Annotated in this window: 27 protein-coding genes and 1 tRNA gene; 15 read left to right on the forward strand and 13 right to left on the reverse strand. The window is 44.3% G+C overall.

Features of this window, described 5'->3' with window-relative positions:
• Window positions 1-2: 2 nt before the first annotated feature.
• Window positions 3-908, reverse strand: coding sequence for a sigma-70 family RNA polymerase sigma factor (locus tag AAAA78_RS01595; protein WP_340589980.1), 906 nt, complete (start codon window positions 906-908; stop codon window positions 3-5).
• Window positions 909-1,059: 151 nt separating this feature from the next.
• Here AAAA78_RS01595 and AAAA78_RS01600 point away from each other — a divergent pair, with 151 nt between their 5' ends.
• Complete coding sequence (locus AAAA78_RS01600; protein WP_340589981.1) at window positions 1,060-1,413, forward strand: YciI family protein; 354 nt, start codon at window positions 1,060-1,062, stop codon at window positions 1,411-1,413.
• Between the two features lie 39 nt (window positions 1,414-1,452).
• On the forward strand, window positions 1,453-1,851 hold the full coding sequence (locus AAAA78_RS01605) for a hypothetical protein (RefSeq protein WP_340589982.1): 399 nt from the start codon (window positions 1,453-1,455) through the stop codon (window positions 1,849-1,851).
• A gap of 7 nt (window positions 1,852-1,858) precedes the next feature.
• Here AAAA78_RS01605 and AAAA78_RS01610 read toward each other — a convergent pair whose 3' ends face one another.
• The 4 genes from AAAA78_RS01610 to AAAA78_RS01625 form a co-directional block, all read right to left on the reverse strand.
• Window positions 1,859-2,386, reverse strand: coding sequence for a DUF488 domain-containing protein (locus tag AAAA78_RS01610; RefSeq protein ID WP_445291988.1), 528 nt, complete (start codon window positions 2,384-2,386; stop codon window positions 1,859-1,861).
• A 2-nt stretch (window positions 2,387-2,388) separates the two neighbouring features.
• Window positions 2,389-2,616, reverse strand: coding sequence for a hypervirulence associated TUDOR domain-containing protein (locus tag AAAA78_RS01615; protein ID WP_340589984.1), 228 nt, complete (start codon window positions 2,614-2,616; stop codon window positions 2,389-2,391).
• Window positions 2,617-2,629: 13 nt separating this feature from the next.
• Window positions 2,630-3,217, reverse strand: a complete 588-nt coding sequence (locus AAAA78_RS01620; RefSeq protein WP_340589985.1) for a dihydrofolate reductase family protein — start codon at window positions 3,215-3,217, stop codon at window positions 2,630-2,632.
• Between the two features lie 90 nt (window positions 3,218-3,307).
• Complete coding sequence (locus AAAA78_RS01625) at window positions 3,308-4,357, reverse strand: hypothetical protein (protein ID WP_340589986.1); 1,050 nt, start codon at window positions 4,355-4,357, stop codon at window positions 3,308-3,310.
• Window positions 4,358-4,424: 67 nt separating this feature from the next.
• Between AAAA78_RS01625 and AAAA78_RS01630 the strand changes: the two genes are divergently transcribed.
• Window positions 4,425-4,985, forward strand: coding sequence for a dihydrofolate reductase family protein (locus AAAA78_RS01630; RefSeq protein ID WP_340589987.1), 561 nt, complete (start codon window positions 4,425-4,427; stop codon window positions 4,983-4,985).
• A 136-nt stretch (window positions 4,986-5,121) separates the two neighbouring features.
• Here the strand turns inward: AAAA78_RS01630 and AAAA78_RS01635 are convergent.
• A tRNA-Ser gene (locus tag AAAA78_RS01635) sits at window positions 5,122-5,212 on the reverse strand.
• A 156-nt stretch (window positions 5,213-5,368) separates the two neighbouring features.
• Between AAAA78_RS01635 and AAAA78_RS01640 the strand changes: the two genes are divergently transcribed.
• A complete protein-coding gene (locus AAAA78_RS01640; RefSeq protein WP_340589988.1) occupies window positions 5,369-5,899 on the forward strand; it encodes an ester cyclase in 531 nt (176 codons plus the stop codon).
• A gap of 15 nt (window positions 5,900-5,914) precedes the next feature.
• Here the strand turns inward: AAAA78_RS01640 and AAAA78_RS01645 are convergent, their stop codons facing one another.
• The 7 genes from AAAA78_RS01645 to AAAA78_RS19670 form a co-directional block, all read right to left on the reverse strand.
• A complete protein-coding gene (locus AAAA78_RS01645) occupies window positions 5,915-6,415 on the reverse strand; it encodes a hypothetical protein (RefSeq protein WP_340589989.1) in 501 nt (166 codons plus the stop codon).
• Entirely contained in the window at window positions 6,412-7,521 is a 1,110-nt protein-coding gene (locus AAAA78_RS01650; protein ID WP_340589990.1) for a 3-oxoacyl-[acyl-carrier-protein] synthase III C-terminal domain-containing protein, read from the reverse strand. Before AAAA78_RS01650 ends, AAAA78_RS01645 begins: the two co-directional genes overlap by 4 nt.
• Window positions 7,522-7,565: 44 nt before the next feature.
• Complete coding sequence (locus AAAA78_RS01655) at window positions 7,566-8,843, reverse strand: NAD(P)/FAD-dependent oxidoreductase (protein WP_340589991.1); 1,278 nt, start codon at window positions 8,841-8,843, stop codon at window positions 7,566-7,568.
• A 99-nt stretch (window positions 8,844-8,942) separates the two neighbouring features.
• Window positions 8,943-10,238, reverse strand: a complete 1,296-nt coding sequence (locus tag AAAA78_RS01660) for an AmpG family muropeptide MFS transporter (RefSeq protein ID WP_445291989.1) — start codon at window positions 10,236-10,238, stop codon at window positions 8,943-8,945.
• Between the two features lie 38 nt (window positions 10,239-10,276).
• Window positions 10,277-11,914, reverse strand: a complete 1,638-nt coding sequence (locus AAAA78_RS01665) for a hypothetical protein (protein WP_340589993.1) — start codon at window positions 11,912-11,914, stop codon at window positions 10,277-10,279.
• 9 nt (window positions 11,915-11,923) lie between these two features.
• Window positions 11,924-12,379, reverse strand: coding sequence for a GNAT family N-acetyltransferase (locus AAAA78_RS01670; protein WP_340589994.1), 456 nt, complete (start codon window positions 12,377-12,379; stop codon window positions 11,924-11,926).
• A 10-nt stretch (window positions 12,380-12,389) separates the two neighbouring features.
• The gene (locus AAAA78_RS19670; protein WP_367276422.1) at window positions 12,390-12,923 is read right to left on the reverse strand and encodes an HNH endonuclease; all 534 of its coding nucleotides are present in this window, start codon (window positions 12,921-12,923) and stop codon (window positions 12,390-12,392) included.
• A gap of 153 nt (window positions 12,924-13,076) precedes the next feature.
• Here AAAA78_RS19670 and AAAA78_RS01675 point away from each other — a divergent pair, with 153 nt between their 5' ends.
• From AAAA78_RS01675 to ligD, 11 genes are all read left to right on the forward strand, one after another.
• Window positions 13,077-13,550 carry an FKBP-type peptidyl-prolyl cis-trans isomerase gene (locus tag AAAA78_RS01675; protein WP_340589995.1) on the forward strand — a complete coding sequence of 158 codons (474 nt, stop codon included), beginning with the start codon at window positions 13,077-13,079 and terminating at the stop codon, window positions 13,548-13,550.
• Window positions 13,551-13,566: 16 nt separating this feature from the next.
• The gene (locus AAAA78_RS01680) at window positions 13,567-14,052 is read left to right on the forward strand and encodes a YajQ family cyclic di-GMP-binding protein (protein WP_295905680.1); all 486 of its coding nucleotides are present in this window, start codon (window positions 13,567-13,569) and stop codon (window positions 14,050-14,052) included.
• Window positions 14,053-14,179: 127 nt separating this feature from the next.
• Window positions 14,180-14,539 carry an RNA recognition motif domain-containing protein gene (locus tag AAAA78_RS01685; RefSeq protein WP_295905682.1) on the forward strand — a complete coding sequence of 120 codons (360 nt, stop codon included), beginning with the start codon at window positions 14,180-14,182 and terminating at the stop codon, window positions 14,537-14,539.
• A 76-nt stretch (window positions 14,540-14,615) separates the two neighbouring features.
• Window positions 14,616-15,218, forward strand: a complete 603-nt coding sequence (locus tag AAAA78_RS01690) for an arylesterase (RefSeq protein WP_340589996.1) — start codon at window positions 14,616-14,618, stop codon at window positions 15,216-15,218.
• Window positions 15,215-15,880 (forward strand): ABC transporter ATP-binding protein, encoded by a 666-nt coding sequence (locus tag AAAA78_RS01695; RefSeq protein WP_340589997.1) that lies wholly within the window; start codon window positions 15,215-15,217, stop codon window positions 15,878-15,880. Before AAAA78_RS01690 ends, AAAA78_RS01695 begins: the two co-directional genes overlap by 4 nt.
• Window positions 15,880-18,426, forward strand: coding sequence for an ABC transporter permease (locus tag AAAA78_RS01700; protein WP_340589998.1), 2,547 nt, complete (start codon window positions 15,880-15,882; stop codon window positions 18,424-18,426). The genes AAAA78_RS01695 and AAAA78_RS01700 overlap by 1 nt, the downstream gene beginning before the upstream one ends.
• Before the next feature lie 77 nt (window positions 18,427-18,503).
• Entirely contained in the window at window positions 18,504-19,565 is a 1,062-nt protein-coding gene (locus AAAA78_RS01705; RefSeq protein WP_340589999.1) for a M23 family metallopeptidase, read from the forward strand.
• Window positions 19,566-19,642: 77 nt separating this feature from the next.
• Entirely contained in the window at window positions 19,643-20,659 is a 1,017-nt protein-coding gene (locus tag AAAA78_RS01710; RefSeq protein ID WP_340590000.1) for an L-threonylcarbamoyladenylate synthase, read from the forward strand.
• A gap of 90 nt (window positions 20,660-20,749) precedes the next feature.
• Entirely contained in the window at window positions 20,750-21,625 is an 876-nt protein-coding gene (locus AAAA78_RS01715; protein WP_340590001.1) for a GNAT family N-acetyltransferase, read from the forward strand.
• A gap of 108 nt (window positions 21,626-21,733) precedes the next feature.
• Complete coding sequence (gene ku, locus AAAA78_RS01720) at window positions 21,734-22,618, forward strand: non-homologous end joining protein Ku (RefSeq protein ID WP_340590002.1); 885 nt, start codon at window positions 21,734-21,736, stop codon at window positions 22,616-22,618.
• Entirely contained in the window at window positions 22,596-24,998 is a 2,403-nt protein-coding gene (ligD, locus tag AAAA78_RS01725; RefSeq protein ID WP_340590003.1) for a DNA ligase D, read from the forward strand. Before ku ends, ligD begins: the two co-directional genes overlap by 23 nt.
• The last annotated feature ends 14 nt before the right edge of the window (window positions 24,999-25,012 follow it).

Raw genomic sequence — 25,012 nt, forward strand, 5'->3', positions numbered from 1 at the left:
GATTATCTCCCGCTATTTGATTCGATGATTTCAATTGTTGTTGCACTTAAGTTTTTTGGATCCATAACGATTTCAATATCTGCAATTTTGTCATCCACGACAGAAAAACGGAAAGCCACAACAGGTTTTCCGCCCGGAGCCCACGTTGCACCCGTCAACCCGTTAATAAGAGCCAATTGAGCTGCCGCAGCCTTGCCATTCATTGTGTCGGCCACATTATGAGCGCCTTTAATTTCTTTTTTAAATTGCGGAGCGCCTTTTGCTTTGTTGGCTTCAGCCACTTTGACGGCTGTTTCATCAGCTCGCAGAGTTGCATCAGGATGAAGAAGCTTGATCAGTGCATTCAAATTGCCTTCTCGTGAAGCCGCCAAAAATGCACTGACGATTTCTTTTTGACGGTTGGAATCTTCTTTGGAATTTTTCGCGCCACGAATTCTTTTTCTTGCGCGACTGGCAAGTTGTCTTGCGTTCTCTTCAGTACGATCAATGATCGGAGCAATTTCTTCAAACGATAGATCAAAAAGATCGTGAAGCACGAAAGCGATTCTTTCAGCAGGCGTTAACGTATCTAAAACCAATAAAAGCGCGGGACCGACAGCATCTGCAAGAATGAAATTAGTTTCGGGATTTTCAGAGCCATCGCTTGGGAGTTCCGAAATTTCATCGTCGAGCGGTTCTTCACGTTTGGATTTTTTAGAGCGAAGCATATCAAGACAAACTCTTGCAACAACAGTCGTGAGCCATCCATTGAGATTATCAATTACGTCGGACTCTGATTGAAGTCGTGTCCATGTTTCTTGAACGGCATCTTCGGCTTCACCCGTAGAACCTAACATTCGATAAGCCACGGCCTTTAAATGACTTCGACGTTCTTCAAAATTTTTGGCCAGCCACTCTTTTTTATCCATCTTCAGTTTCTCGAACTTTCTTTGTCACGTTCCTCTTTTTCGATCCGTCATAGGCATGACGAATAAGCGATATGAAATGTGACAGGAATATTTGGATATTTTGAATTATGTCATAAATCGCTGAAATAACTAATCAATTTTAGGAGGCCTTATGCAATTCGTACTTTTAATTTATCAAGGAACCACACCTCTTCCAGGATCGGAGCGCTGGAATGCCCTTTCTGCAGAAGAGCAAAAAAGAATTTATGCGGACTACGCAGAGTTCAATAAAACAGCGGGTCTCACAGCGGGACTTCCCTTAGGATTGCCAAATGTTGCAAAGACCGTTCAAGTTCACGACGATAAAGTGGAAGTGAAAAACGGAACTTATCTTCCCGAAGGAATTGGCGGTTATTGCGTTTTTGAAGCTGAGAACATGGAAGCCGCAGTGGCTTTGGCTGCAAAAATTCCTGCAGCCCGTCTTGGCGGAGCGATTGAAGTTCGTCCTGCGGAGAAATACTGGTAAAGTCTGTGAAGTAAATGCCTTAAAGAAAAGGATATATATATGACTTTTCCCGCAAGACAAATCAGCGTTTCAATTCAGCGTCCGATGAATGAAGTTTATGAATTTGCAGCAAACCCCTCTAATTTACCTCAGTGGGCGGAAGGGTTGAGCCGGTCATCAATGCAAAAGTTCGGTGATGAGTGGATCGCGGATTCTCCGATGGGAAAAGTCAAAGTGAAGTTTGCAGAGCAGAACCACTTCGGAGTTATTGATCACGACGTGACTCTACCGACGGGCGAAGTGTTTCACAATCCTTTAAGAGTGGTTCGAAATGGAGACGGCAGCGAGGTGATCTTTACGCTTTTTCGCATGCCTCAGATGTCGGACGCAGATTTCGCAAAAGACGCGGCAACGGTTGAAAAAGATTTGTTGCGACTTAAATCTCTCTTAGAAAAATAAAAATTTTTTACTTAAGGGGATAGGTGACCTTCTTGCGTGATTTCACACGAGCGCCTTCGGTAAGTTTGGCGACGTCCACGCGATCCTTTCCCATAAGATGAAAAACTGTTTCTCTGTGTGCCAAAAGATAGTCAGAGATAATTCGGCGATGACAACGCCACCACACAGCTTCGGAACACATAATCACGCAGCGTTTTTTTCGTCCGAGTTCAATAAGTTTTGCAAAACCATTTTGAAAATCATCCGAAAGAGCATAGTCTGCGTAATTATGGAAATTACTATTCTCCCAAAAGCCATTTACTTCTGGTGATATGTCTTTGGGTTTGCTGCGCAGACCACCCAGTTCTGCGATATGATGATAACTGATTTTATACGGTTTTAAATTTTTCGGAAGGGCGTCTTTGTTGTATTGAGGATTGGTACGCGATCTTGGAACTCTGCGAACATCAATGACTAGTTCCACATCGCCTGCGCGAAGTAGCTCTACAAATTCCTCAATAGTGCGAGTTGAATGGCCCACCGTGAAAAACGGCAGGCTTACTGCTTTCGCTTGTTGACGACCTTTTTTAAGGCACTGCCTTTGTGAGCGGCGACGTGATCTGACTTATCGCTTTTGATTTCGTACTGAGGATCTTCTTTTGAAGCGTGGTGTTTGTAGCCCTTGTATTTAAAATCCTTAGAGTGGACAGCGATGATTTTTCCACTCACTTTTCCTGCTTCTGAATTCCACGTGACATGATCGCCCACTTTGAATTTGTTAGGCATGTTTCCTCCAGATTTACTTCTTTACTTTGTACGTAGCTGTGAAGACGCCCATTTTTGATGTTTTAGATTTTAAAAGCTCTAAATCTTGTTTGGGACCGGCGGGAAGGAAAAGACGTTTGCCTTCGCCGAGTGTAATTGGGTAAATCTTTAAAAAATATTCGTCGATCAATTGATGTCGCATGAGTGTTTGGCACAAATCACCACTGCCAAACATATAAATATCATTCCCAGGTTCTTGTTTAAGTTTAGCAACAGCCTCTGCTGTGTCGCCCGTTAGCAAAATTGAATTTTGCCATTCCGTCTTCTTCAAAGTTTTAGAGGCGACGTATTTCGTCGTGTTATTCATAAAGGGACCAATCCATTGAAGGTCTTTACCCGTCGTCGGCCAATAGCCAGCAAAGATATCATATGTTTTGCGACCTATTAGCAGCGCACCCGCTTTGCCAATATCCTGAGGTAAACCGTCGTCATCTTCGTCACCCCAGAACGGCACTTGCCATCCACCATATTTAAAACCGCCGCTGGTATCTTCGTCTTTACCACCTGGGGCTTGCATGACTCCATCGAGAGTGAGGAATGAAATAACGATTAATTTTCTCATGGTTTCTCCCAATGTAATGTGATTATTGCGATTTTATCTTTTCTAGAAAGCGCCGTCATATTTCAAATGCTTAAGAAAAGTGAACTTGCCTTAGCGAACCTTCAACAGGCTGACAAGAAGGACAATCACAATCATCGCTTGAATCAATGTAAATCGCACAAGCACTTGGGTATTGGACCATCCTTTGTTATGTCGAACGTGATCGTGCAGCGGAAAACGAATCGTTCGAAACAATGAAAGCTTTAAAAATCTCAGCAATGCGACTTTTACTAAGCCCGTTCCGCCATTCACCAGTAAAACCGCCGAGACAATAAAAATTGTAAGTGGATTGCCAGACTTAATAACGAAAAACCCCAACAAAAAGCCTAAAGCTCGTGAGCCAGCATCTCCCATGAGCAGGATGGAGGGATTCGCATTATACCAAAGATAACCAAGGATACATCCAACCATCGAAAAAGCCATGATACCCCAAACAGCGCCGTCTTGAGAATGCGGAAGACGTAAGTAAGTCGCGATATCTTTATGACCGATCACGAAATACAAAAGAGCCCCCAGGGTTGCAAAAGCAAGAACGGATAAAGTTCCCGAAAGACCGTCGACTCCGTCACTGCAGTTCGTGCAGTTAATAGAAGTCCAAATAAGAATTGCTCCCAGCGGAATAAAGACGACCGGAGGAATCATAAATGTTGTCGTAGTGAACGGCAGCCACATTTGCACGTCTTGCATTTCGCAAAGTAGAGCGGCGGCACCGATCGCCAGGACAGCGTCTAATAATGCTTTTCGGTATTCTCCCCAAGAGTCGACGGACTTATCGTCAAAGTAGCCAGACAACATCTCTAAGAAAGTGACTAACAAAATTCCCCACGCTTGCAAAGACGGAGGAAGCAAGATCAGTTGAATAACAGTGAAAATCGAAACGAAGATAACTCCGGCGCCAGTGGGTTTGCCTTTTGAAGCACCACTTTGAATGGCGTACGCACGACCACGGTCTGTAGGAAGTAAACCCATCAATCGAGGAAGAAGATAAAGGGTCAGAGCAAAACAGAGAATGGTGCTAAGTCCGCCAAGAAATAAGTGGGATGTCAAAAGTCGAAAAGGACCGTAGTAATTTTCTAAAGTCTGCCCAAACCAGTATATCAAGTGATCCCCCTTGCCCACGTCATCTAAAAAGATATGATACACAAATCGTACAGCGTGTGGAGGTCCGATGGGAAAATTAATTTTGAGAATTTCTGTTTCGATCGACGGATTTATTGAGTCATCCGAAGAAAAGGTGGATTTTTCTAAATCAAGAAGCCCTGAAGGAGCAGCTTGGTTGGCGGGTAAGATTGGAAATGCAGGGGCTCATCTCATGGGACGAAAAGCTTTTACTCAGCTCTCTTCCTTTTGGCCTACGGCGAGCGGGCCGCTTGCGAACCATATGAATGAAATTCCTAAAATTGTTTTTTCAAAAAAAGGTTTTGATCCTTCTCAAGTTACGAGTGCGAAGGGTTGGACCGATGCAAAGGTGATCGGGAATTTGGCTCAGGGCCTTGCAGATCTTAAGAAGCAAATAGATAAAGACTTGATCGCACATGGTGGTGTTGAGTTCACACAAAATTTGGTGCAGACCGGACTTGTTGATGAGTTCTGGCTTGCTACGCATCCTGTGGCAACGGGACGCGGGTTTGGGTTATTTCAAAAGTTGGAAAAGCCTTTGTATTTGAAGCTGGTTGAGACGAAAGTTTTTGCGACTGGCGCTATGATGAATATTTATCGACCGGAATAGAAATCTCAGGAGGTATAAGATGTGCAAAACAATAAAACAAAAGGTTCATTTTAAAGCTCCTCCAGATGTGATTTTCAGTTTATGGAGGACCGTACAACTGGGATCTGATAAAGAGTTATTTGGAGAAGCAGGAATATGGCGGACAGAAAGAGATTCGAACTCTTGATACGCTTTTGACGTATACTCGCGTTCCAGGCGAGCGCCTTCAACCACTCGGCCATCTGTCCGCAACTGGAACTCTTTTTAAGAAAAGCCAAGATAGCATATTGCATTGTGGCAAAGCAAGGCCGAATCCGCCTGCTATCAATCATATGGGGAGCTTTTGTAAAAGCTCTTATCCTTTAACCAGAGCAACTCTAACTACTTACGGAAAAGGGGATCTTATGGGAAAGGGATTTTTACTCGGCCTTGCCGTCCTTGCGACCACGTCGAGTCTCGCGTTTGCGAAAAGCACCAAACAGGAAGATTTCGAAAAGCTGCAAAAGAAAGTCGAAGAGCATTTGGCCACTTTTGATGATTTGGATTTCAATGTTTTTTCAAATCAGAAATGGGATCAGCTCAGCAAAAGTCATAGCAAAGATATTCTTGTGCACTGGCCTGACGGTCATACGACAAAGGGAATTGAAAAGCATATCGAGGATCTGAAGTACATGTTCACTTACGCTCCTGATACGCGCATCAAAGAGCATCCGATCCGCATTGGTCAAGGGGAGTGGACTGCTGTCTATGGAATCATGGAAGGCACGTTTACAAAACCCATGAAGACTCCCGATGGCAAAACGATTCAGCCAACCAACAAGTCTTTTAAAATTCCGATGGCGACGATTGGTCACTGGAATAATGGGACGATGGATGAGGAGTATTTGTTTTGGGACAACCAAACTTATATGAAACAAATAGGACTGGGAAAATAAATTCCCAGCTCCTTTTTACTCACTAAAGTATTCATAAAGTTCGTCTTGCTTTACCTTAGCATAGAGTTCTTTTTGTTTCACCTTCCGAGCGCGCGCTTGAAGAAAAGGCCAGTAGAGGAGTTGGTAGAGCAAGAACACGCCAACTCCTCCAGCGAGAGCCAAAAAGGCGGCTCTGCTGTCTTCCCATTCAGCCATAGCGGTGAAGAGAACTAACGGATGCATCATAAATAAAACCGCGTGCAACCACATTTCTTCGGCCTGACAGAATTTTCTGTGAACCCATTCGTCCTTTGTCACGAGAATGCACGAAATCCCGGCCATCACGTAATATATTTTTTCGGTCGTGGGGGTGCGCTCGACAAAGGCTAAAAATAATAAACACGCGATCACTGTCAAAGTGTCGATGGGATGACTGATCATCTCCCACTTCGGAAGACCTCGTTTGCGATGAAATAAAAACTCGTCGAGTAAAATGGCAGCACCTTGCAATGCAGACACTATTAAAAACATGCTCATAGTTTCTCCATTAAACTTGCACAAATTGTAAGGCCGGGACCGAACGCATAGCTGATGATGGGAGTTCCCGACGGAATGTTTTTATCGTCAATCAATCGCTCCCACAGATGGGGAAGTGTTGCTGATGACATATTGCCTCGGTCTTTTAGAATTTCACGGCTGGCTTTCACTTGCTCGTCGGAAAGTTCCAGTTGTTTTGCAACTTGATCGATAATTTTTGGACCACCTGGATGAACCGCGAAAAGCGCTTTCTTTGCAAGAGCGGTGGTATTTTCACCACGTGATTCCAACCATCGTGACGTGAACTCACGGATTTTTTTTCCGACAAGCGTAGGGACATCTTTTGAGAGAGACATCTTCATGCCGTAATCAGAAACCATCCACTCCATGGCTCCGGCGGTGTCAGGCACGAGCTCTTCGTACAATGAAAGAATGCGAAAGCCTTGATCTGGTTTTTTTGTTGTCATCGAATAAGCGATGGCTCCATCGGCAAAAAGACTTTGGATCACCATTTGTTCCAAAGTTGGATCTTGTGGATTTAAATGCAGACTGCAAAGTTCCGTGTGAACTAGATCCACGGAGTTTTTATTGCCGAGCACTTCAGTGCTGCTTAAAAATCCCGAAGCCATTCGCAAAGCAGGGAAAGCGCCATAGCAGCCCATATGGTAGGAGTGAGTCACCGTTACGTTTTTCGGAGCGCGCACGGCCACCATTTGCGCCGCACTCGGGGAGATATAACCCGTGCAACTGACATGGATGATGTCATCGGGATAAGGTCGAGTTTCGTAAATCTTGTTAAAGATCTCTCCCACTGTTTTATGAAAGAACTCCTGGCGCTTTTGCATTGTAGCACCGCGAGGGCTGTCCTTGATGGGATAGATAATTTGTTTTTCCCACTCAGCATGCTGAGAATCGGGAAGAAAAAATTTTCTGGTCCCAATTTGTGATTCAGGACAAGCGACTCTGTTCAGAAGTTTGGAATAGTCATCTTCTGTGTACGCTTGATCCTTCTGAGCGATCTTGTAGGCGGCGGCAAGCCACTTCAGACCTTCAGTTTGGTTTCTAAGATAGGGCGGTTGTATGGAGTAAAAATTTGTTAAGTACATACCCAAAGGCTAAGAGCGGCCTCTGGGCTTGAATAGATCCAGTGTTACGAAACAGGTGTCTTCATTTTTTGGGAACGCCACTCTTTATCAACAATCAAACGAGCACCACGCTTGAATGTAAAATAAGCATACGCCCATTGCCAGATAACGAAGAATTTATTTTTAAATCCAATCAAATAGTAGACGTGGATAAATAACCATAAAATCCATGCGAAAAATCCGCTGAATTTCAAATTGCGAATCTGTGCAATGGCTTTCTTGCGACCGATTGTCGCCATTTGGCCTTTATCTATATAGTGAAATGTGGTCCGCGGCTTTCCGGCAATTTCGTGTAAAATTTCACGAGCAGCGTGCTCACCTTGTTGCATGGCTACTGAAGCAAGACCTGGTAAGGATTTTCCGTCGTCGGTTAAATAACAAGCTTGATCGCCTAAGACAAAAACTTCCGGATGATCTTTAAGGCTTAAATCTTTTTCGATAAGCACACGTCCCGCGCGGTCCAACGGAACGCCTAGAGTTTTATTTAAACTGGAAGGTTGAACTCCCGCCGCCCAAAAAATTGTTGAGGCTTTAATAACTTCATCACCAAGAACGACAGAGTTTTCTTTGATGTCAGTCACTCGGGTGTTTGTCCAAATCTGCACGCCGAGATCTTCTAAATCACGAGCGGCTTTTCTGGAAAGCTCAGGATCAAAAGAGGCGAGAATGCGTGAGCCTGCTTCAATCAAAAGAACACGTGTTTGTGAAGGATCGATGTGGCGGAAATCCAGAGTCAAAGTGTGACGACTGATTTCGGCAATAGCGCCGGCAAGTTCTACTCCGGTGGGACCTGCACCTACGATCACAAAAGTCAGATGCTGCTTTTGTTTTTCAGGATTGCTTTCTTTTTCTGCCATTTCAAAAGCAATCAAAAGTCGGCGACGAATTTCTGTAGCTTGCTCTAACGTTTTTAAGCCCGGTGCATTTTCTTCCCATTCAGGATGAGCAAAGTAACTGTGTTTTGCTCCACACGCTAAAATCAAATAATCATAATCAATATTGCGATCTGAAACTTCGATTTTTTTATTGGCAAGGTCCACGGACTTTACGTTGTCCAAATAGACGGAAATGTTTTTGTACTTAGATAAAATTCCGCGAATGGGTCCTGAGATTTCTGCAGGGGAAAGTCCTGCTGTGGCCACTTGATAAAGCAAAGGTTGGAAAAGATGATAGTTGCGACGGTCAATCAGAGTGACAGAGACATCGTCTTTGTTGCCTAGAGCGCGAGCCGCTTTGAGTCCCGCAAATCCACCACCGACGATGACGACTTTTTTACTAGCCATACGAACCTCGTTTGCGATGAGGCCATACTAGCACCGATACTTTAGGAAGAAAATCAATCTTCCTAAAGCAGGAACTCTAACAAGTTTTACACATTGTTGCTATTTAGCGACAGGAGTTTTGTTACTTCGAACAAGCAGGATACACAATAACAAGGCCGGTATTCCCACAAGAGCTGTGCTTAGGAAAAACAAAGCGTAACCTTGCATGAGTGAGCGGCCTTCAGAAAAAGTCTGCACCATGACGCCCGAAAAGCCTTTAAGAACTTTTCCGAGTAAAGCATAGAAAGAACTTAGGAGCGCATACTGAGTCGCGGTGTATCCAAAAGTTGTGAGGCTCGACATATAACCGACAAGGGCCGTTCCTGCAAAACCAGAAGCAAAGTTATCAATCACCATCGCCGCTGTGAAGACTTCATTGCTAGGTCCCACCATCGCTAAAAGAGAAAACCCTAAATTAGAAGCAGGTCCAATCACTGCACCTACTAACAACGTTGTGATAAATCCAAAACGAACCGCAGAGAGTCCTCCAGCGGCAACGCCGATCACGGAAGCAATCAATCCAATCGATCCGCGCACAGCTCCCACAGTCTCTTTTGTGATTCCGATATCAGCATAAAAAGGATTTGCCATCGGTCCCATCATAAAATCGGAAAGGCGATACAAACTGACAGCGGCAAGAATCAATAATGCTTTTTTTCCGTGTTGTTTGAAGAACGCAATGAAAGGTCCACAGACAGCATCAAAGATCCCGCGCAGATTCCACATGGTTCCTGTTTCGTGACCTGTGATATTGCGCCCGGGTTCAACAGCAAGGAATGTGGCAATAAGTCCGATGGCCATCAACGCACCCATTACGGTGTACGAAAGTGCCCAGCCGACAGAGGCTGCGATAATTAAAATCAATGCATCCGTTAAAAGCAAAGAAGCACGGTAACCTAATTGATATGCGGAAGATAAAAGAGCCATGTCTTCGCTGGCATCGGAAACTTCAATCCTCCATGCATCCACAACAATGTCTTGAGTCGCAGAAGCAAAAGCGGCTAAAGCGGCAAGTCCCGTGAAAAGCCACAAGCCGCCTTCTGGTTTTACCATCGCCATTCCTAAAAGTCCCAAAGCGACAAGAATTTGCGAAACCACCATCCAACCGCGACGACGTCCCAGCCATTTTCCAATCAGTGGAGCATCGGCTTTATCAATCAAAGGAGCCCACAAAAATTTCAGTGAGTAAGCCAAACCCACCCACGAGAGAAATCCGATGGTTGCCAGCGTGATTCCGCTTTCACGCAACCAGAATCCCAAAGTGTTTCCGACAAGCATAAAGGGAAGACCTGAGGAAAATCCCAAAGCCAGCATGATGGCGACTTTAGGGCGAGTCACGGCGCGAAGAGTTTGCATCCAAGAAGGCTTCGTCGATTTTTTTGTAGCTGTGGTCACTAGATGTTCTTTCTCAGTTTTTTTCTCATCGTCCACAAAAGGTGGCTGATGTATGGGCGACGGGTTTCTCCCGTTGTTACCATTAGTAGTTTTGTGATCTTAAGGTTTACAGCATCTGTATAAAGCAAGATCAACATCTCATAAATAAAATTCGTATTCAGCGTGACGTAGTTGTCGGTTCCAACTCCGAGCTGCACGCCTTTTTTTTCCCACCACGAAAACGGATGATCTTTGTAGTCTTCAAATTTTCCAGTGAGTTTATTGTTCGAAGAAGGCAGCGACACTAAAGTCACACCTTTTTGAATCATACGATTTAAAACATCGTGCTGATAATGCTCCACTTCACGAGCCGTGTGAAACTTTGCTTTCACAAATAAAATATCTTCAGCAGGAGTTAACGGTGCCCCTTGAAGAACTTTATCAAGAACACTGCGGTTAAATCCCCAATCCAATTCCACGAGCTCTCTGTGCAGAGGATCTTTGTCAGTGATCGGTTGGCCTTTTTGGTTTTTCGCGTGAAGGTCTTGATAAATACGGTGGAAGTATTTATTGGGATTAATACCCAAGCTGATTCCATGCTCTAAAGTGTCGATGTGCCAAATGTTCATGGCATTATCGACAGCCTGGATGCCTTTTTTCAAGGTGTACCAAGTTTCACCGTGATGCGAACGAATTTTAAAGCCACGGTATTGAAGTTTGCGGAAACCTGCTTGCATTTCATTGAAATGCTCTTTGCGGTAAAGTTCGCGTTCATCTCCCACCGTATCCACATCCGTCATGTGACGAACAAGGAAAGGGTATTTGTCCAACATGTGCACGATCTCGTTGATCTGCTCCATGAAGTGAGCTTGGCGGTTTGCATACTTTTCGGCGTCAAAGTGATTGGCTTCCTTACGGAAAGACGGGGAAAGAATAAAATCAAAATGCGGATGCTGTTCTTGAAATTTTCTAAAGCCGTCGTAAAGGCCTAACACAACATCTTCGGAAGTCACGTCATCAATGCCGGGAATTTGCTCTGAAGAACTGGAAGTCGAACGTGACAAAGAAAATTTCAAACGAATGCGACCGACATTGTATTTGTGATAAAGCTCTTGCGCCATATGATAGGCCGCTTCTTCGTGAGCTTCTCTGGAAATAAAAATCAATTTTGGAAGGTACAAAATTTTAAGATAACGGGAAAAGCCTTCGTTTTCTTGCAGGCGAATCAAGCGGTCCACATCTTCGACAGAGCGAATCGGCAAAGCCTTGTCACCATACACTTCGCGAATTTTTTCTTCGTAAATATCTTTGTGCGGACCTTCTAAAAGTTTTTTCAAACGAGGATAGATAAACTCGGCCGTGATCGCGCCTGTTAAATGGATGTGCTCTTCATTGTACTTTAACGGAAAATGTTTAAAGAACTCTGCAAGTGCCGCAGACACAGGGTGTTTTAACAAAGCACTGATTGTGACTTGATTGATTTGAAAACGATTGAGCAATTCACGAAACTCTTCGACTTGTTTAAACGCGTCAGGATGACGTTGTTTTAAATCTGAAGAGATTAAGAGATCAATAGTGTCAGAGAGCGAAATTCCATTCGTTTCACTGATGATTGTCGTAAGCGCCGAGGTCAGTTGATTATGAACATCCGTATTCATGTATGAAGGTTATCGAGGAATCAGAGGCTTGTACATGACTTTATGGGGACCGATGTCTTTCATTTCAAACAGAGGTCCGTGATAGTAAAATCCGAGTTTTTCATAGAATGGAAACGCTTTGATGCGAGCATTGAACCATAAAAGATCGCAGCGTTTTGAACGAAGATGTTCGACTCCATAGCGCAAAAGTTTTTGGCCAAAGCCCTGGCCTTGATATTTGTCGTCAGTCGCCATTCCACGCAAACGATACGGGAAGCCCGCAGAAAAATCGGGATGTGACTCTAGAAGAAAAGTCGCCACAGAAACAAGTTTGTCTGCGTGAAAAAGACCGAAATGGTAAGTGGTCGGTAAATCATCCCCGACATTGATACATTCATCGGGGTGCAAGAAAGGTTTTAAAACCCTTTGGCGTAAAGGCAGAGTTTCGGCGGTGGTTATTTCTCTGATGTCGTACTGCAAACTCATTCTCTAAAATTTACCCTGTGTTCAACCTTAGGTAGGGGGCCCAGTCAGGGGGCACATGGTCTTCGCTAATTTCAAGTTGTAGTGTTGGTAACCAGTTTGGTGCGCGCGGCTCTGTGAGTAAAGGCATATTTGCGGATCGCGGAGTGCGATTGGCTTTTTTCTGATTACAGTCTCTGCAGGCAGAAACGACATTGGTCCAGTTTTTTGGGCCGTTCTGAGAAGCAGGAACGACGTGATCAAGAGTGAGCTGTTTGGCGGGTAGTTTTGTTGCGCAATATTGGCAGGTGTAATTATCTCGGATGTAGACGTTTTCTCGACAAAACCGAACTGCGTTAGAGGTCCGGGGCCGTACATAACTTTTCAGCCGCAAGACACTGGGCAGTTGAAACCTTCGTTGAACAGATCGGGCAAACGCAGAGTGATATTCCAGTATCTCTACCTTACCCTGAAACCACAAAACCAAGGCCTTTTGCCAACTTACAACCCGCATGGGTTCATAACTCGAGTTGAGCAATAAAGACCTCAGTGAGGATACGTGCATCATGCTTTCCCCCCTCAGGTACTTATTTAATTGTAGCTAAGGTCGGTGTTTCATTTCAAGCCCCCTCGTTAAATATTCAGAAGAACTAGGCGTTTTAGATTGCATAAGAAATGTAATAGTGGGAAAACCGCCTCTATATTGAAAAGGAGCATCAAAATGAGAAGAGTATTGGCATTTAACTATGTTTTAAAAGGACCTGATGGAAATGTTTTGGATGCTTCTGAGCGCGGACAACCACTTCCATTTTTGGAAGGTGCTGGACAAATCATTCCTAAACTTGAAGAAGAAATCAAAGACCTTAAAGAAGGCGATAAAAAAATCGTGAAGCTTGCTGCAAAAGATGCTTACGGTGAAATGAAAGACAATATGTTCATGGACGTTCCAAAAGAAGAACTCGCACATCTTCCGCAATTGGAAGTGGGCGCGCACCTTCGTTTGGAATTGGGCAGTGGTGCACACATCGTACGCGTTTCTAAAATCACAGAGACTCATGTGACTCTTGATGGAAATCATCCTCTTGCTGGACAAGATCTTGAATTCGACATCGAGATGGTTTTAGTTCGTGAAGCGACGACTGAAGAAGTACTCCATGGGCACCCACACGGCTTGCATGGTAATGCCGGTCATTAATTTTCGGAGTTGAGCAATGCCTTCGTTTGATATTGTTTCTGAAATCGATACTCAAGAAGTAGATAATGCTATTAACCAAGCTCGTAAAGAGGTTGAGGGGCGTTACGATTTTAAAGGCAGTAAGGCTGAGATTCAGTGGGACAAAAAAGAAATCACTTTGCTCGCTGAGGACGAATATAAAGTTGAGGCCATGGGCAGTATCTTGCAGACAAAGTTGCACCGTCGCGGCATCGATATTAAGGCTATTAAGTTTGAAAAAATTGAAGAAGCCGGTGGTCGTATGCTGCGCCGAAAGGTCACATTGGTTCAAGGTATTGACCGCGAAATTGCTAAAGATGTTATTAAATTGATTAAGGATTCTAAGCTGAAAGTGCAGCCTGCGGTTGCGGACGACAAGATCAAAGTTTCGTCAAAAAGTATTGATGAATTGCAGGAATGTATCAGCCTAGTACGCGGTGGTAATTTTCCGATTCCCTTACAATATAATAATATGCGTTCGTAAAATTGGGCTTGCACGTTTTTTGGGCTGTGCTAGCCTAGATCTCAGTTAAAGTTCCCCGTGTGAGTGTTCTCGATTTTTAGTGGTTCGAAGGCTTCCTCGGGTTAAAAAAAATCCACAGGAGGTCTTTGTGGCTAAAAAATTATACGTAGGAAACTTGCCTTACTCAGTTGACGATGAGGCTCTTCACCAACACTTCGCTCAATTCGGAGCGGTTGATTCTGCAAAAGTTATCATGGACAGAGAAACAGGCCGTTCTAAAGGTTTCGGCTTTGTTGAAATGGCTGATGACTCTGCTGCTGATCAAGCAATCGAAAAAGCAAACGGTTACGAACTAAACGGTCGCGCTATCAACGTATCTGAAGCTCGCCCACAAGCTCCTCGTGAGGGTGGCCCTCGTCGCGGTGGTTTCGGTGGCGGTCGTGACGGCGGTCCTCGTCGTGGCGGTTTCGGCGGTGGCGACCGTGGTCCACGCGGTCCTCGCAACTAGTTTGTTTGCAGTCTGAAGTTCTTTTGACGAAGTCAGACTTGTAATAACGAATCTTCAAAGGTCTCATAGTCATACTATGAGACCTTTTTTATTTTCTCTTCTCATCATCTTTTCTTGTTCATTTTCTTTTGCGCAGAAAAAGTTAATCGTGCTTGGTGATTCACTCACGGAAGGGTTCGGTGTTGCTAAAGAAGCGGCTTATCCTGCTGTGCTTGAAAAAAAACTACATGAAGCGGGTAAAAAAGAATGGACGGTTATTAATTCGGGCGTGAGTGGTTCTACGACGGCTTCGGCGGTGACACGTATGAAGTGGTTGTATAAGTCCAAGCCTGATGCTGTTCTGCTTGTTCTAGGCGCGAACGACGGACTTCGTGGTCTTAAGATTGAAGACAGTGAAAAGCATTTGGCGGAAGCCATTGAGTATTCGCAAAAGCAAAATGTGCGTGTGATTTTGGGTGGCCTCTATATGCCTCCGAATTATGGTGCTGCATACACCGGAAAATTTAAAAAGATGTACGAGTCTTTGTCGAAGAAGTACAAGCTCACTTTCATTCCATTCGTTTTAGATAAGGTCGGTGGAAATCCTAAATATAATTTAGCTGACGGCATTCATCCTAACGAAGAGGGACATAAAATTATTGCTGACAACATCTTCCAAGTTTTAAAGGGGGAGTTGTGAGTTTAGTTTTAAGCAGCGTTCGTAAAAGTTTTCGTCAGGGCGAAACTGAAATCCAAGTTCTAAAAAGTTTGGATGTGACGATTGAGCCAGGACAAGTCGTGTCGATCGTAGGTCAATCCGGCAGTGGTAAATCCACGCTGCTTTCCTTGCTGGCAGGCCTTGAGCGGGCAGACGGTGGAAAAATTCTTGTGGATAAAGTCAATTTGTTGCCGCTCTCGGAGCAAGAGATGACTTTGTTTCGCGCGCAAAATATCGCCATCGTTTTTCAGCAGTACCATTTGATTGCTCACCTCACAGCTTTAGAAAACGTGATGCTCGCCCTTGAGATCTTAAAACTTGAAAATCCGCGCGAGCGTGCTGAAGAAGCATTGAAAGAACTAGGATTAGGACACCGTTTGAACCATTTCCCAAGCCAACTCAGTGGAGGAGAATGTCAACGTGTCGCGATTGCCAGAGCGTTGGTAGTAAAACCTAAAATTTTGTTAGCCGATGAGCCCAGCGGAAATTTAGATACGCAGACGGGTGATAAGGTGATGGATGTCTTCTTTGATATTGTTCGCAAGCATAAGATCACAACCATTCTTGTAACTCACAGTGAAGTCTTAGCAAAAAAATGTGAACGCATCTTGCGCCTTGAAGAAGGTCACCTGAGGGAAGTCTAATGCTTTTGCGTCTGGCAGTTCGTGAGCTTTTGCGAAGCTGGCGATTTGGTCTCTTTTTTATTTTTAATTTAAGCTTAGGTTTAACAGGATTTGTATCGTTACAGGCGTTTAATACCGCCCTTGAATCACAAATCAAAGCCAATGCAAAATCCATTTTGTCTGCCGATATGGCGGTGGCTTCCCGCCGTGAACTCACGGAAGACGAACAAAAGAAAATGCAAGCGGCTTTGCCGCCGGGAACGGAAGAGTCCAAGATCTATGAATTCTTTGCGATGCTCAGTTCGGCGAAAGGGTCTCGCCTTGTTTTAGTAAAAGCCATTGATAAGTCTTATCCTTTTTATGGTGAGTTGGTTCTGCAATCTGGAAAAGTCATCAACAGTGGTGCTGAAAAAGAAATTTTAAGTGCGCCCAAGGTTTGGATCTATCCGGAACTAAAATCGCAATTGGGTCTGGATGTGGGCGACGAAGTTAAAGTTGGAAATTTGGACTTAAAAATTTCTGATTTGATTGAAAAAGACGCCACACAAACTTTTAGAGCGATGAGCATTGCGCCGCGGATTTTTATCAACCGTGATTTACTTCCGCAATCAGGACTCATGCAGTATGGAAGTACGTTTTCATTAGCGCATCTTTTTAAATTTCCTGCAAATGTGCAAGAGGATGTTGTTCAGGATAATCTTTATAAAGCTTTGCAAGATCCCGCCATCAATGTGGCAACTCCTTCTTCGGCTGGGGAAGATTCAGGCCGCCAATTAGGTTATCTTTCAGACTACCTGGGACTGGTATCGATCATTGCATTATTTATGTCAGCCTTGGGAGCTGCTTATATCTACCGTCTGTTTCTTTCAACACGCATGAAGGAAATCGCCATTCTAAGAACATTGGGATTGCAAAGCAGTCAGGCGGTCGGCGTCTATATTGTGCAAGCTTCTTTGTTGGGGTTGATTGCCACAATTCCTACTTTGATATTCAGTAATTTAGTTTTGCCACTTTTAAGCAAACTTCTGGCAAGCTTTACACCGTTTAACTTGCAACCTCATGTGAATTTAGAAGCGTTCTTGGTTTGTCTTTTTATGGCGGTCTTTGGAAGCTTTGTTGTCAGTCTTCCTTTCTTGGTTAAGATCTTTGACTTAAAGGCGGCGAAATTATTTAGCGAAGAAAAATTTTCTGTCGGTGAAGGCCCTCGTCGCTTATGGCCATTTTTACCTTCACTCGTTTTGTTTTACTTTCTTTCTGTTTATCAGGCGCACTCTTGGAAAATCGGTAGCATCTTCGTCGGAGCCATGGTTGCAGTTATTGCAGCACTGCTTATGATTGGTTATCTGACGGTGAAGCTTGCGGGCTTTATTACGGGATTCCGCCGTTGGTTTCTTAAATTCAGTTTCTTAAGTCTTTCCCGCAGAGCGGGAGCAAGTCTTGCGATCTTTGTGGCTTTGGGCCTTGGCGCATTGTTAATCAATATCTTGCCGCAATTAAAAAATTCGCTTCAAGCCGAGTTTCAGGTCGAAGGCCGCTCTAAGATTCCATCTCTTTTCATGTTTGATATTCAAGATGAGCAACTTCCCGGTGTTGAAAAAATCTTAGCAGAAAATAATGTTAAACCTCTGGGCCTTTCCCCGCTTGTTCGCGCGCGCATTTTAAAGGTGAATGGTCAGGATTATGAACGCAAACTTGAGACTCAAGGCTTTAAAACACGTGAAGAAGAACGTGATGCCCGATTTAGAAATCGCGGTGTGAATCTTTCCTATCGTCAGGATTTATCGGGAACAGAAAATATTGTGGATGGTCGCCCTTTTTCCGGCGATTTTAATCCTGCAAAACAAAAACGTGCGGAACTTTCAGTCGAAGTCCGCTTTGCTGAGCGCATGGGATTTAAAATCGGTGATGTTCTTGTTTTTGACGTTCAAGGCGTGGAAGTTGAAGGCGAGATCATCAATCTTCGCAAAGTGAAATGGACAAGCTTTCAGCCGAATTTCTTTATTCTTGTGCAAAACGGAGTTCTAAATGAAGCTCCGAAAACATTTATCGCGGCAATTCCATCTTTGAAAGAGGAAAAGCGCACTCTTTTGCAAAACGAAATCGCCAAAGAATTTTCCAACGTGTCAGTCGTCGATGTTGTGCGGACGGTGGATGACGTTCTTAATATGGGTGAAAGAATGAGCTGGTCGCTGGAGCTTATGGCGGCTTTGGCTTTGCTGACTGGCTACATCGTTTTATTCTCGATTGTGCGCAGTCAGATCAAACTGCGTCGTTGGGAACTAAATATGTTAAAAATCCTGGGAGCCTCCTGGGGTGAAGTGGCGAGTTTTATTTTGGCCGAGTTTTCATTCTTGTCTTTTCTCGCGGCTCTCACGGGTTCGCTTTTAAGCATTGTCGTCAGTTTTTCACTGAACATGTTTATTTTTGAAAGTGATTTCACGCTTTCATGGGTGCAGCCGCTTGTGTCCGTTGTCTTAATTACGGGATTAAGTCTTTTGATCTCTTTCTTGGCAAGCTTGGATATTGTGAGGGAAAGCGCACTCAGCATTTTGCGTGAGGAACGATAGTACCTTGGTGAAAAGCAATTAAAACAATCTAGTCACATGAAAAGACTCCCTCTATCGTAAATTTCCTAGGGGGAGTTATGCACTTTTATCGAGTGTTAACGGGCATGGTTTTGTTTTTAGCGACCGGAACTTGGGCTTTTAATAAGACAGCGTCTCAAGAAGTTCGAATTTATTCAGGACCTGATAAAATTCTGGAAGATCATTCGCCGTATGCTCTGAAGGTGCATTCACAGTCGCACAATGAACAAAACTATCTTCGTCCCAATGCTTTGTGTGTCGAAGCTATTGTGGCTTCGAATTGTTGTTACTACACGATTTACGACGGCTATGCGAAAAAAAATATCAACTACAAAGGCACAAAACCGGTTTTTGGTTCTGAGGAAGCCGCTCGAACCTGGGCAAAGCAGCAAATTCCCCGCATGGTTTTTCTTCTTCCCTATGATGGAGCTGAGGCTTCACTGGGACAGGGATGGCACTACAACAATGGCGGTGAACATTCCGGTCTTGATTCGTGGAGAGACACCGTTCAGTTGGGAAAAGATGTTTCCTTTGATGTTTTGGCGGCGGCTCCGGGAAGAGTGGTTACGAAACTTTGGGATGATTGGTTTGGTAACACGGTGATCCTTGAACACACAGCTCACGATGGCACGAAGTACCGCACGATCTACATGCATCTGCGCGATGGATTTTCTCACGATGTAAAATCGGCGCGTGCGATGGTGCCACCGGATAAAAACGCCAATGATAATTGGGCGAAGTATGCTCGTTATGCCAAGTACACTCCTTTAAAACTTTTTTGGGGTCAGGAATCAGACACCATTGCCGTGAACGTCGGTGACTGGGTGAGGATGGGGCAATACATTGGAAAATCCGGAAATACCGGAGCGGGTGGCGCTGGTAACGGACTTAATAATGACGGAACTCCTTTTGATAAAATCAGAGCCAACAACCACTTGCATTTTATGCTCACGGTGCCGAACCCGCAAACTCCCGACGAGTGGGTGTTTATCGATGCCTTCGGTGTTTACAATCAAGTGAGTTCCGGTTGCTACGCTTCGACAAAAGAGGTGGAATATCCTCGCTTTTTTGTACCATGGGCTTTCAGTGGCAACCGTTTTGGAAGCATTTGGGGAAAATAGTTTACTCTGACGCCTTGATTTCTTTCCTTGTGGACAGTCTTATTGTAAAAGTAAGAGATTCGACGCAGGGAAAAAGTATGATGTCGCCTAATGAGGCCTTGGCAAAAGCAAAAAATATCTTGGATGAGGGGGGAGTTATCGGTCTTCCCACTGAGACTGTTTACGGCCTTGCTGCGCGCATTGATATTCCCTCTGCCATCGAAAAGATTTTTACGACAAAAGAGCGCCCTTTTTTTGATCCCTTGATTGTGCATGTCGCTTCCATTGAGCAAGCTAAAAAAGTAACGGCTTATTGGGGACCTGCTTCCGAAGCTTTGGCTGAAGCTTTTTGGCCGGGGCCTTTAACAATGATTTTGCCGCGCGACCCTTCAGTGAATTTGATGATCACGTCAGGTTTGGAATCTGTCGGGATTCGTATGCCAAACCATCCATTGGCGTTGGAACTTTTGCGCCAAGTGGGCATGCCTTTGGCGGCTCCCAGTGCGAATAAATTTGGAAGAACGTCACCGACTTCGGCAGGCCACGTTCGTGTTGAGTTTAAAAATGAAAATGTCTTTGTCGTCGACGGAGGAGACTGTCAAATCGGCATCGAATCCACGGTTTTGTTGGTTCGTCACCGTCCTGATAAGGTAGAGCTATCGATCCTTCGCCGCGGTCATATTTTAAAATCCGATATCGCACGCGTTTTGACTGAAAAAGGTTTTACTTTCGAATTTATCGAGCAGATCGACAAGCGTGAATCTCCGGGACATATGAAACATCATTATATGCCTCCGGTTCCGCTGATAGTTTGCAATGACATCACCAGAACTCCCGAGAGTGTTCTTAGGGAAGTAAATACCAAGCTTGGTGAACTTCCTGATGAAATTGAAAGTATTAAGATCATCAAACCTGAAGGTGGTATTCACACTCACGCGGTTTTAAAACTTTCTGAGGACCCGGTCTTAGCAACGCGGGAGTTTTACGGAAAACTGCGTGAAGTGGCAGCCCAAGGTCCAGACTGCATTCTATTTTACCGTGAAGCTCATCAATCCGGAGAGCGTTGGGAATCCTTGTTTGATCGTTTGAACAAAGCGGCGTCTTTGATTCTCTAAACTCATTTCGAACACAATCTTAAGAAACTTCTGACAATTTCCGTTTTCAAAGATCGCTACACTGATGTTGACCACAAGGGGAGGGGCCTTATGATCAACACGCTAGCATACGCCAGTTTTGAAAAAGTATCTTTGAACCTTCAATCCTTTTATCAGTTGCGACTCAATCGCATTCACAAGTTCAGAGCGAAGATTGAAATTCGCTCTGAGGTCGGTCCGTTTGAAATGAAAACGGTCACGGATGTGGAAGAACTTAAAGAGGCGCTGGCTTTGCGCTATGAGGTTTTCCATAAAGAGATGATGGGGAAAAAAGCTCCTCGCGGAATTGATGTCGATGAATTCGACTTTGATTGTGATCACCTTATTATTAAGGACAAACGCAGCAACCGTATCGTCGGTACATACCGTCTGAATTGTTCTTTGTTCACTCAAAATTTTTATTCGGCCAAAGAATTTATGATGGCTAATGTCATGCAGTACCCCGGCGTAAAATTGGAATTGGGACGCGCCTGCATTCATAAAGACTTCCGCCGTGGTGTTTTGATTTCTCTACTGTGGCGAGGCATTGCAGAATACATGGCAGCTTCCGAAGCAAAAGTGCTTTTTGGTTGTGCCACTGTGAAAACAGATGACCCGCGTGATGCGGCTCTTCTGACTCGTTACTTTGAAGAAGAAGGTCGAATCCTCACGGGATTCCGCACTCGTCCGACTTTAAAGTTTACGATGCCGATGTTGAATTACTTTTTGGATGAAGTTCGCGGCCCTCTCACGGAGACTCAGAAAGCGCAAGCCGAAGAACTTCTTCCACCTCTTTGCCGTGCTTATCTTAAAATCGGAGCTTCTATCGGCGGGGAACCGGCGTGGGATCAAGAATTCCAATGCATCGACTTCCTCACGATTCTTCAGCGCGAAGATTTAAACCGCACTCTTTGGAAAAAGTTTAAATTAGATTCGACGGAAGTATAGTTTTTGATTTCTCACACGACGGAGTGAGCTGAGTTTTATCAGAATGTCCGTCTTCATTTGGTGTCCCTCCATATTCCCGACTACCCTTTCCTCAGGGTAGGAGGGGATATGCGTTCAAATATTTGGAAGGGCACTATCAGCTTCGGACTTTTAAACATACCCGTGACTTTGCAGAGCGCTCAACAAGATCGAGATCTGCATTTTTCACTGCTTGATGAAAAAGATCTTTCGCACATCAAGTATCAAAGAATCAATGCTAAAACCGGGAAAGAAGTTCCTTACGATCGCATCGTTAAAGGCTATGAATATAAGTCAGGCCAATACGTGATCATGAACGATGCGGATTTTGATCGAGCCAACGTGAAGGCGACAAAAACAATCGAAATCGAAGACTTCGTTCTTTTGGATGATATTGATACGATGCTTTTTGAAAAGCCCTACTACATTGCCCCTCAAAAAGGTGCTGAAAAAGGATATTTCCTTTTACGGGAAGCGCTTGAACATACCCGCAAAGTCGCTATTGCGAAAATCGTGATTCGCACGAAACAACACCTGGCTGCGGTAATGCCTCGGGGTGACTATTTGATTTTAGAAATTCTGCGTTTTTCCCACGCGGTAAAACAAATCGATGAAGTAGATTATTTAAGGGAAGTAAACAAGGCTGTTAAATTTTCCCCTCGTGAACTTAAAATGGCTGAAGACCTTATCAAAGGCATGACTGCGAAGTGGCGGCCCGACAAATATAAAGATACTTACTACGACGACATCATGAAACGTATTGAAGCCAAGGTGAAACAAGGTCGCGGTAAATACATCGAAGAACCTGTCAAAGAGGAACGCATTCAGGAATCTTCCAATGTGGTCGATCTGTTGCCTCTTTTGCGTAAAAGCCTTGAAGCCCGTCAAACGAAGAAAACCCGTGGTGCCCCTGCAGCGGCTCGTAAGGCCGCTGGTGGAAGGAGAGTAAGTCATGCCTCTTCGAGAGTACATTAAGAAACGCGACTTCACGAAAACACCGGAGCCTCGCTCTTCTCCGAAAAAGAAAAAGGGGAAAGAGGCTCCGCTGATGTTTGTGGTGCAAGAACATCATGCTTCGCATTTACATTATGATTTTCGTTTGGAATGGGGCGGAGTTTTAAAAAGTTGGGCCGTGCCGAAAGGTCCGTCGATGGACCCTAAAACGAAGCGCCTTGCTGTCGAAACAGAAGATCATCCACTGTCCTATGGAACATTTGAAGGCGTTATTCCTAAAGATCAATACGGCGCAGGCCGAGTTTATATTTGGGATACCGGAACGTGGGAACCGATCGGCAATGCTCGAGAAGGATTTAAAAAAGGGCATCTTGAATTTAAACTCAAAGGCAAAAGGCTTCACGGTCATTGGATCTTGGTCAAAACCCAACGTGGTTCGGGAAGCAAAGCTCAGTGGCTGTTAATTAAACGAACCGATGAATACGCATCGACCGGAGAAGAATTAAAAAAAAAGTCCGTAAAAAAAATCCCGCAATTCATCTCGCCGGAACTCGCAGAACTCGCCAAGGAACCACCGGAAGGGGAAAAGTGGCTACACGAAACAAAGTATGACGGCTACCGCACGCAAGCGCATATCGAAAAAGGAAAAGTAAATCTTTATACGCGCAGCGGACTTGATTGGACAAACAAATATCCTTACGTCGCCGAAGCCATTGCGCAATTACCAGTACAGAACGCCATTGTTGACGGAGAGGTCGTGTGGGTTGATGCCGAAGGACGAACTGATTTTCAAAAATTACAAAATGCTTTGAAAGAAAAAAACCAGGGACGGTTAGTCTATTATGCTTTTGATCTTTTATTTTTAAATGGCGAAGACTGTCGGGAATTTCCACTGCGAGAACGAAAACACCGTCTTGAAAAATTGGTGCACTCTTTAAAACACCCTTTGATTCGCTATAGTGATCATATCGAAGGTCATGCGAAAGCATTTTTGGAAACGGCCTGTGCTTACAAACTAGAGGGAATCATTTCGAAAAACAGTGAAAGTTTATATTCTTCTGGTCGGAGTGGATCTTGGATTAAAACAAAATGCAAAATGCAGCAAGAGTTTGTCGTTGGCGGCTACGCTGAAGGAAAAGGAGCCAGAGCGAGCTTCGGAGCGTTACTTTTAGGAGTCTATGAAGGTGGCAAGCTCAAGTACGCTGGCAAAACGGGAACAGGATTCACCGAAAAATCAGCTACGGATGTTTTAAAAAAATTAAAACGCCTTGAAACCTCCAAATCTCCTTTTTCTTTGAATGCTCCGAAAGGGAAGGGCCTGCATTGGGTGAAGCCCGAACTTGTCGCTGATGTCGCTTTTGCCAATTGGACAAATGACGACATCTTGCGAACGGCCGTTTTTCATGGATTGCGTGAAGACAAGCCCGCAAAAGAAGTGAAAATAGAAAAAGCAAAACCGCTTGAGGAAATCGCAGAGGTTGAGAAACCAAAAAAAGGATTTAAACCTGCAAAAAATCTTGAGCCTCTCAGAGCGATTTCAAATCCGGATAAAGTCCTTTTTAAAAAAGAAGGTATAACTAAGCTTGAGGTCGCGCGGTATTATCAGGATATTGCTTCGCTAATTCTTCCTCATATTGCAGATCGTCCTTTAGCTCTTTTAAGATGCCCGGAAGGAACATCAAAAAAATGTTTTTTTCAAAAACACATATCAGGCGAAATTCCTCCTGACATCACACCGGTGACCATCAGGGAAAAAAGCGGTTCTAAGGATTACCTCACGATTGATTCCAAAGAGGGACTGTTGTCGTTGACTCAAATGGGTGCATTTGAAATGCACGCGTGGGGATGCCATAGTGGCAATATCGAATATCCTGATCAGATAGTGATGGATTTAGATCCCGGACCCGGAGTTGAGTGGGATCATGTTATTGAAGCTGCTTTCAAACTTCGTGAAATTTTTGATGGTATTGATTTAAAAAGTTTCGTGAAGATTTCCGGAGGTAAAGGTCTGCATGTTCAGGTGCCGATTGCGCCACTTTACTCTTGGGAGCAGATCAAAAGTTTCACCAGAACGGTAGGCGAAGAACTGGTCTCGCGTCATCCCGACGAATACACCGTCGTCATGTCGAAACAAAAACGAAGCAAAAGAATCTTTATTGATTACCTGAGAAACGGACGCGGTGCCACGGCTGTTGTGCCGTATGTGTTAAGGGCGCGTCCAATGAGCAGTGTGGCCATGCCTTTGTCCTGGGAAGAGCTTCTAGATATTGAGGGACCTGACGTGTTCACTTTAAAAAGAACTTATGAACATTTAAGTAAACGTAAGAAAGATCCATGGCGAGACTTTTTTAAGAAAGAACAAAAGATCTCAATTCTTAAGCCGACAGTTGCTAGTGGTTAGGACTTATTTCATAG

The sequence above is a fragment of the Bdellovibrio sp. BCCA genome, from assembly GCF_037996825.1.
GTDB lineage: Bacteria > Bdellovibrionota > Bdellovibrionia > Bdellovibrionales > Bdellovibrionaceae > Bdellovibrio.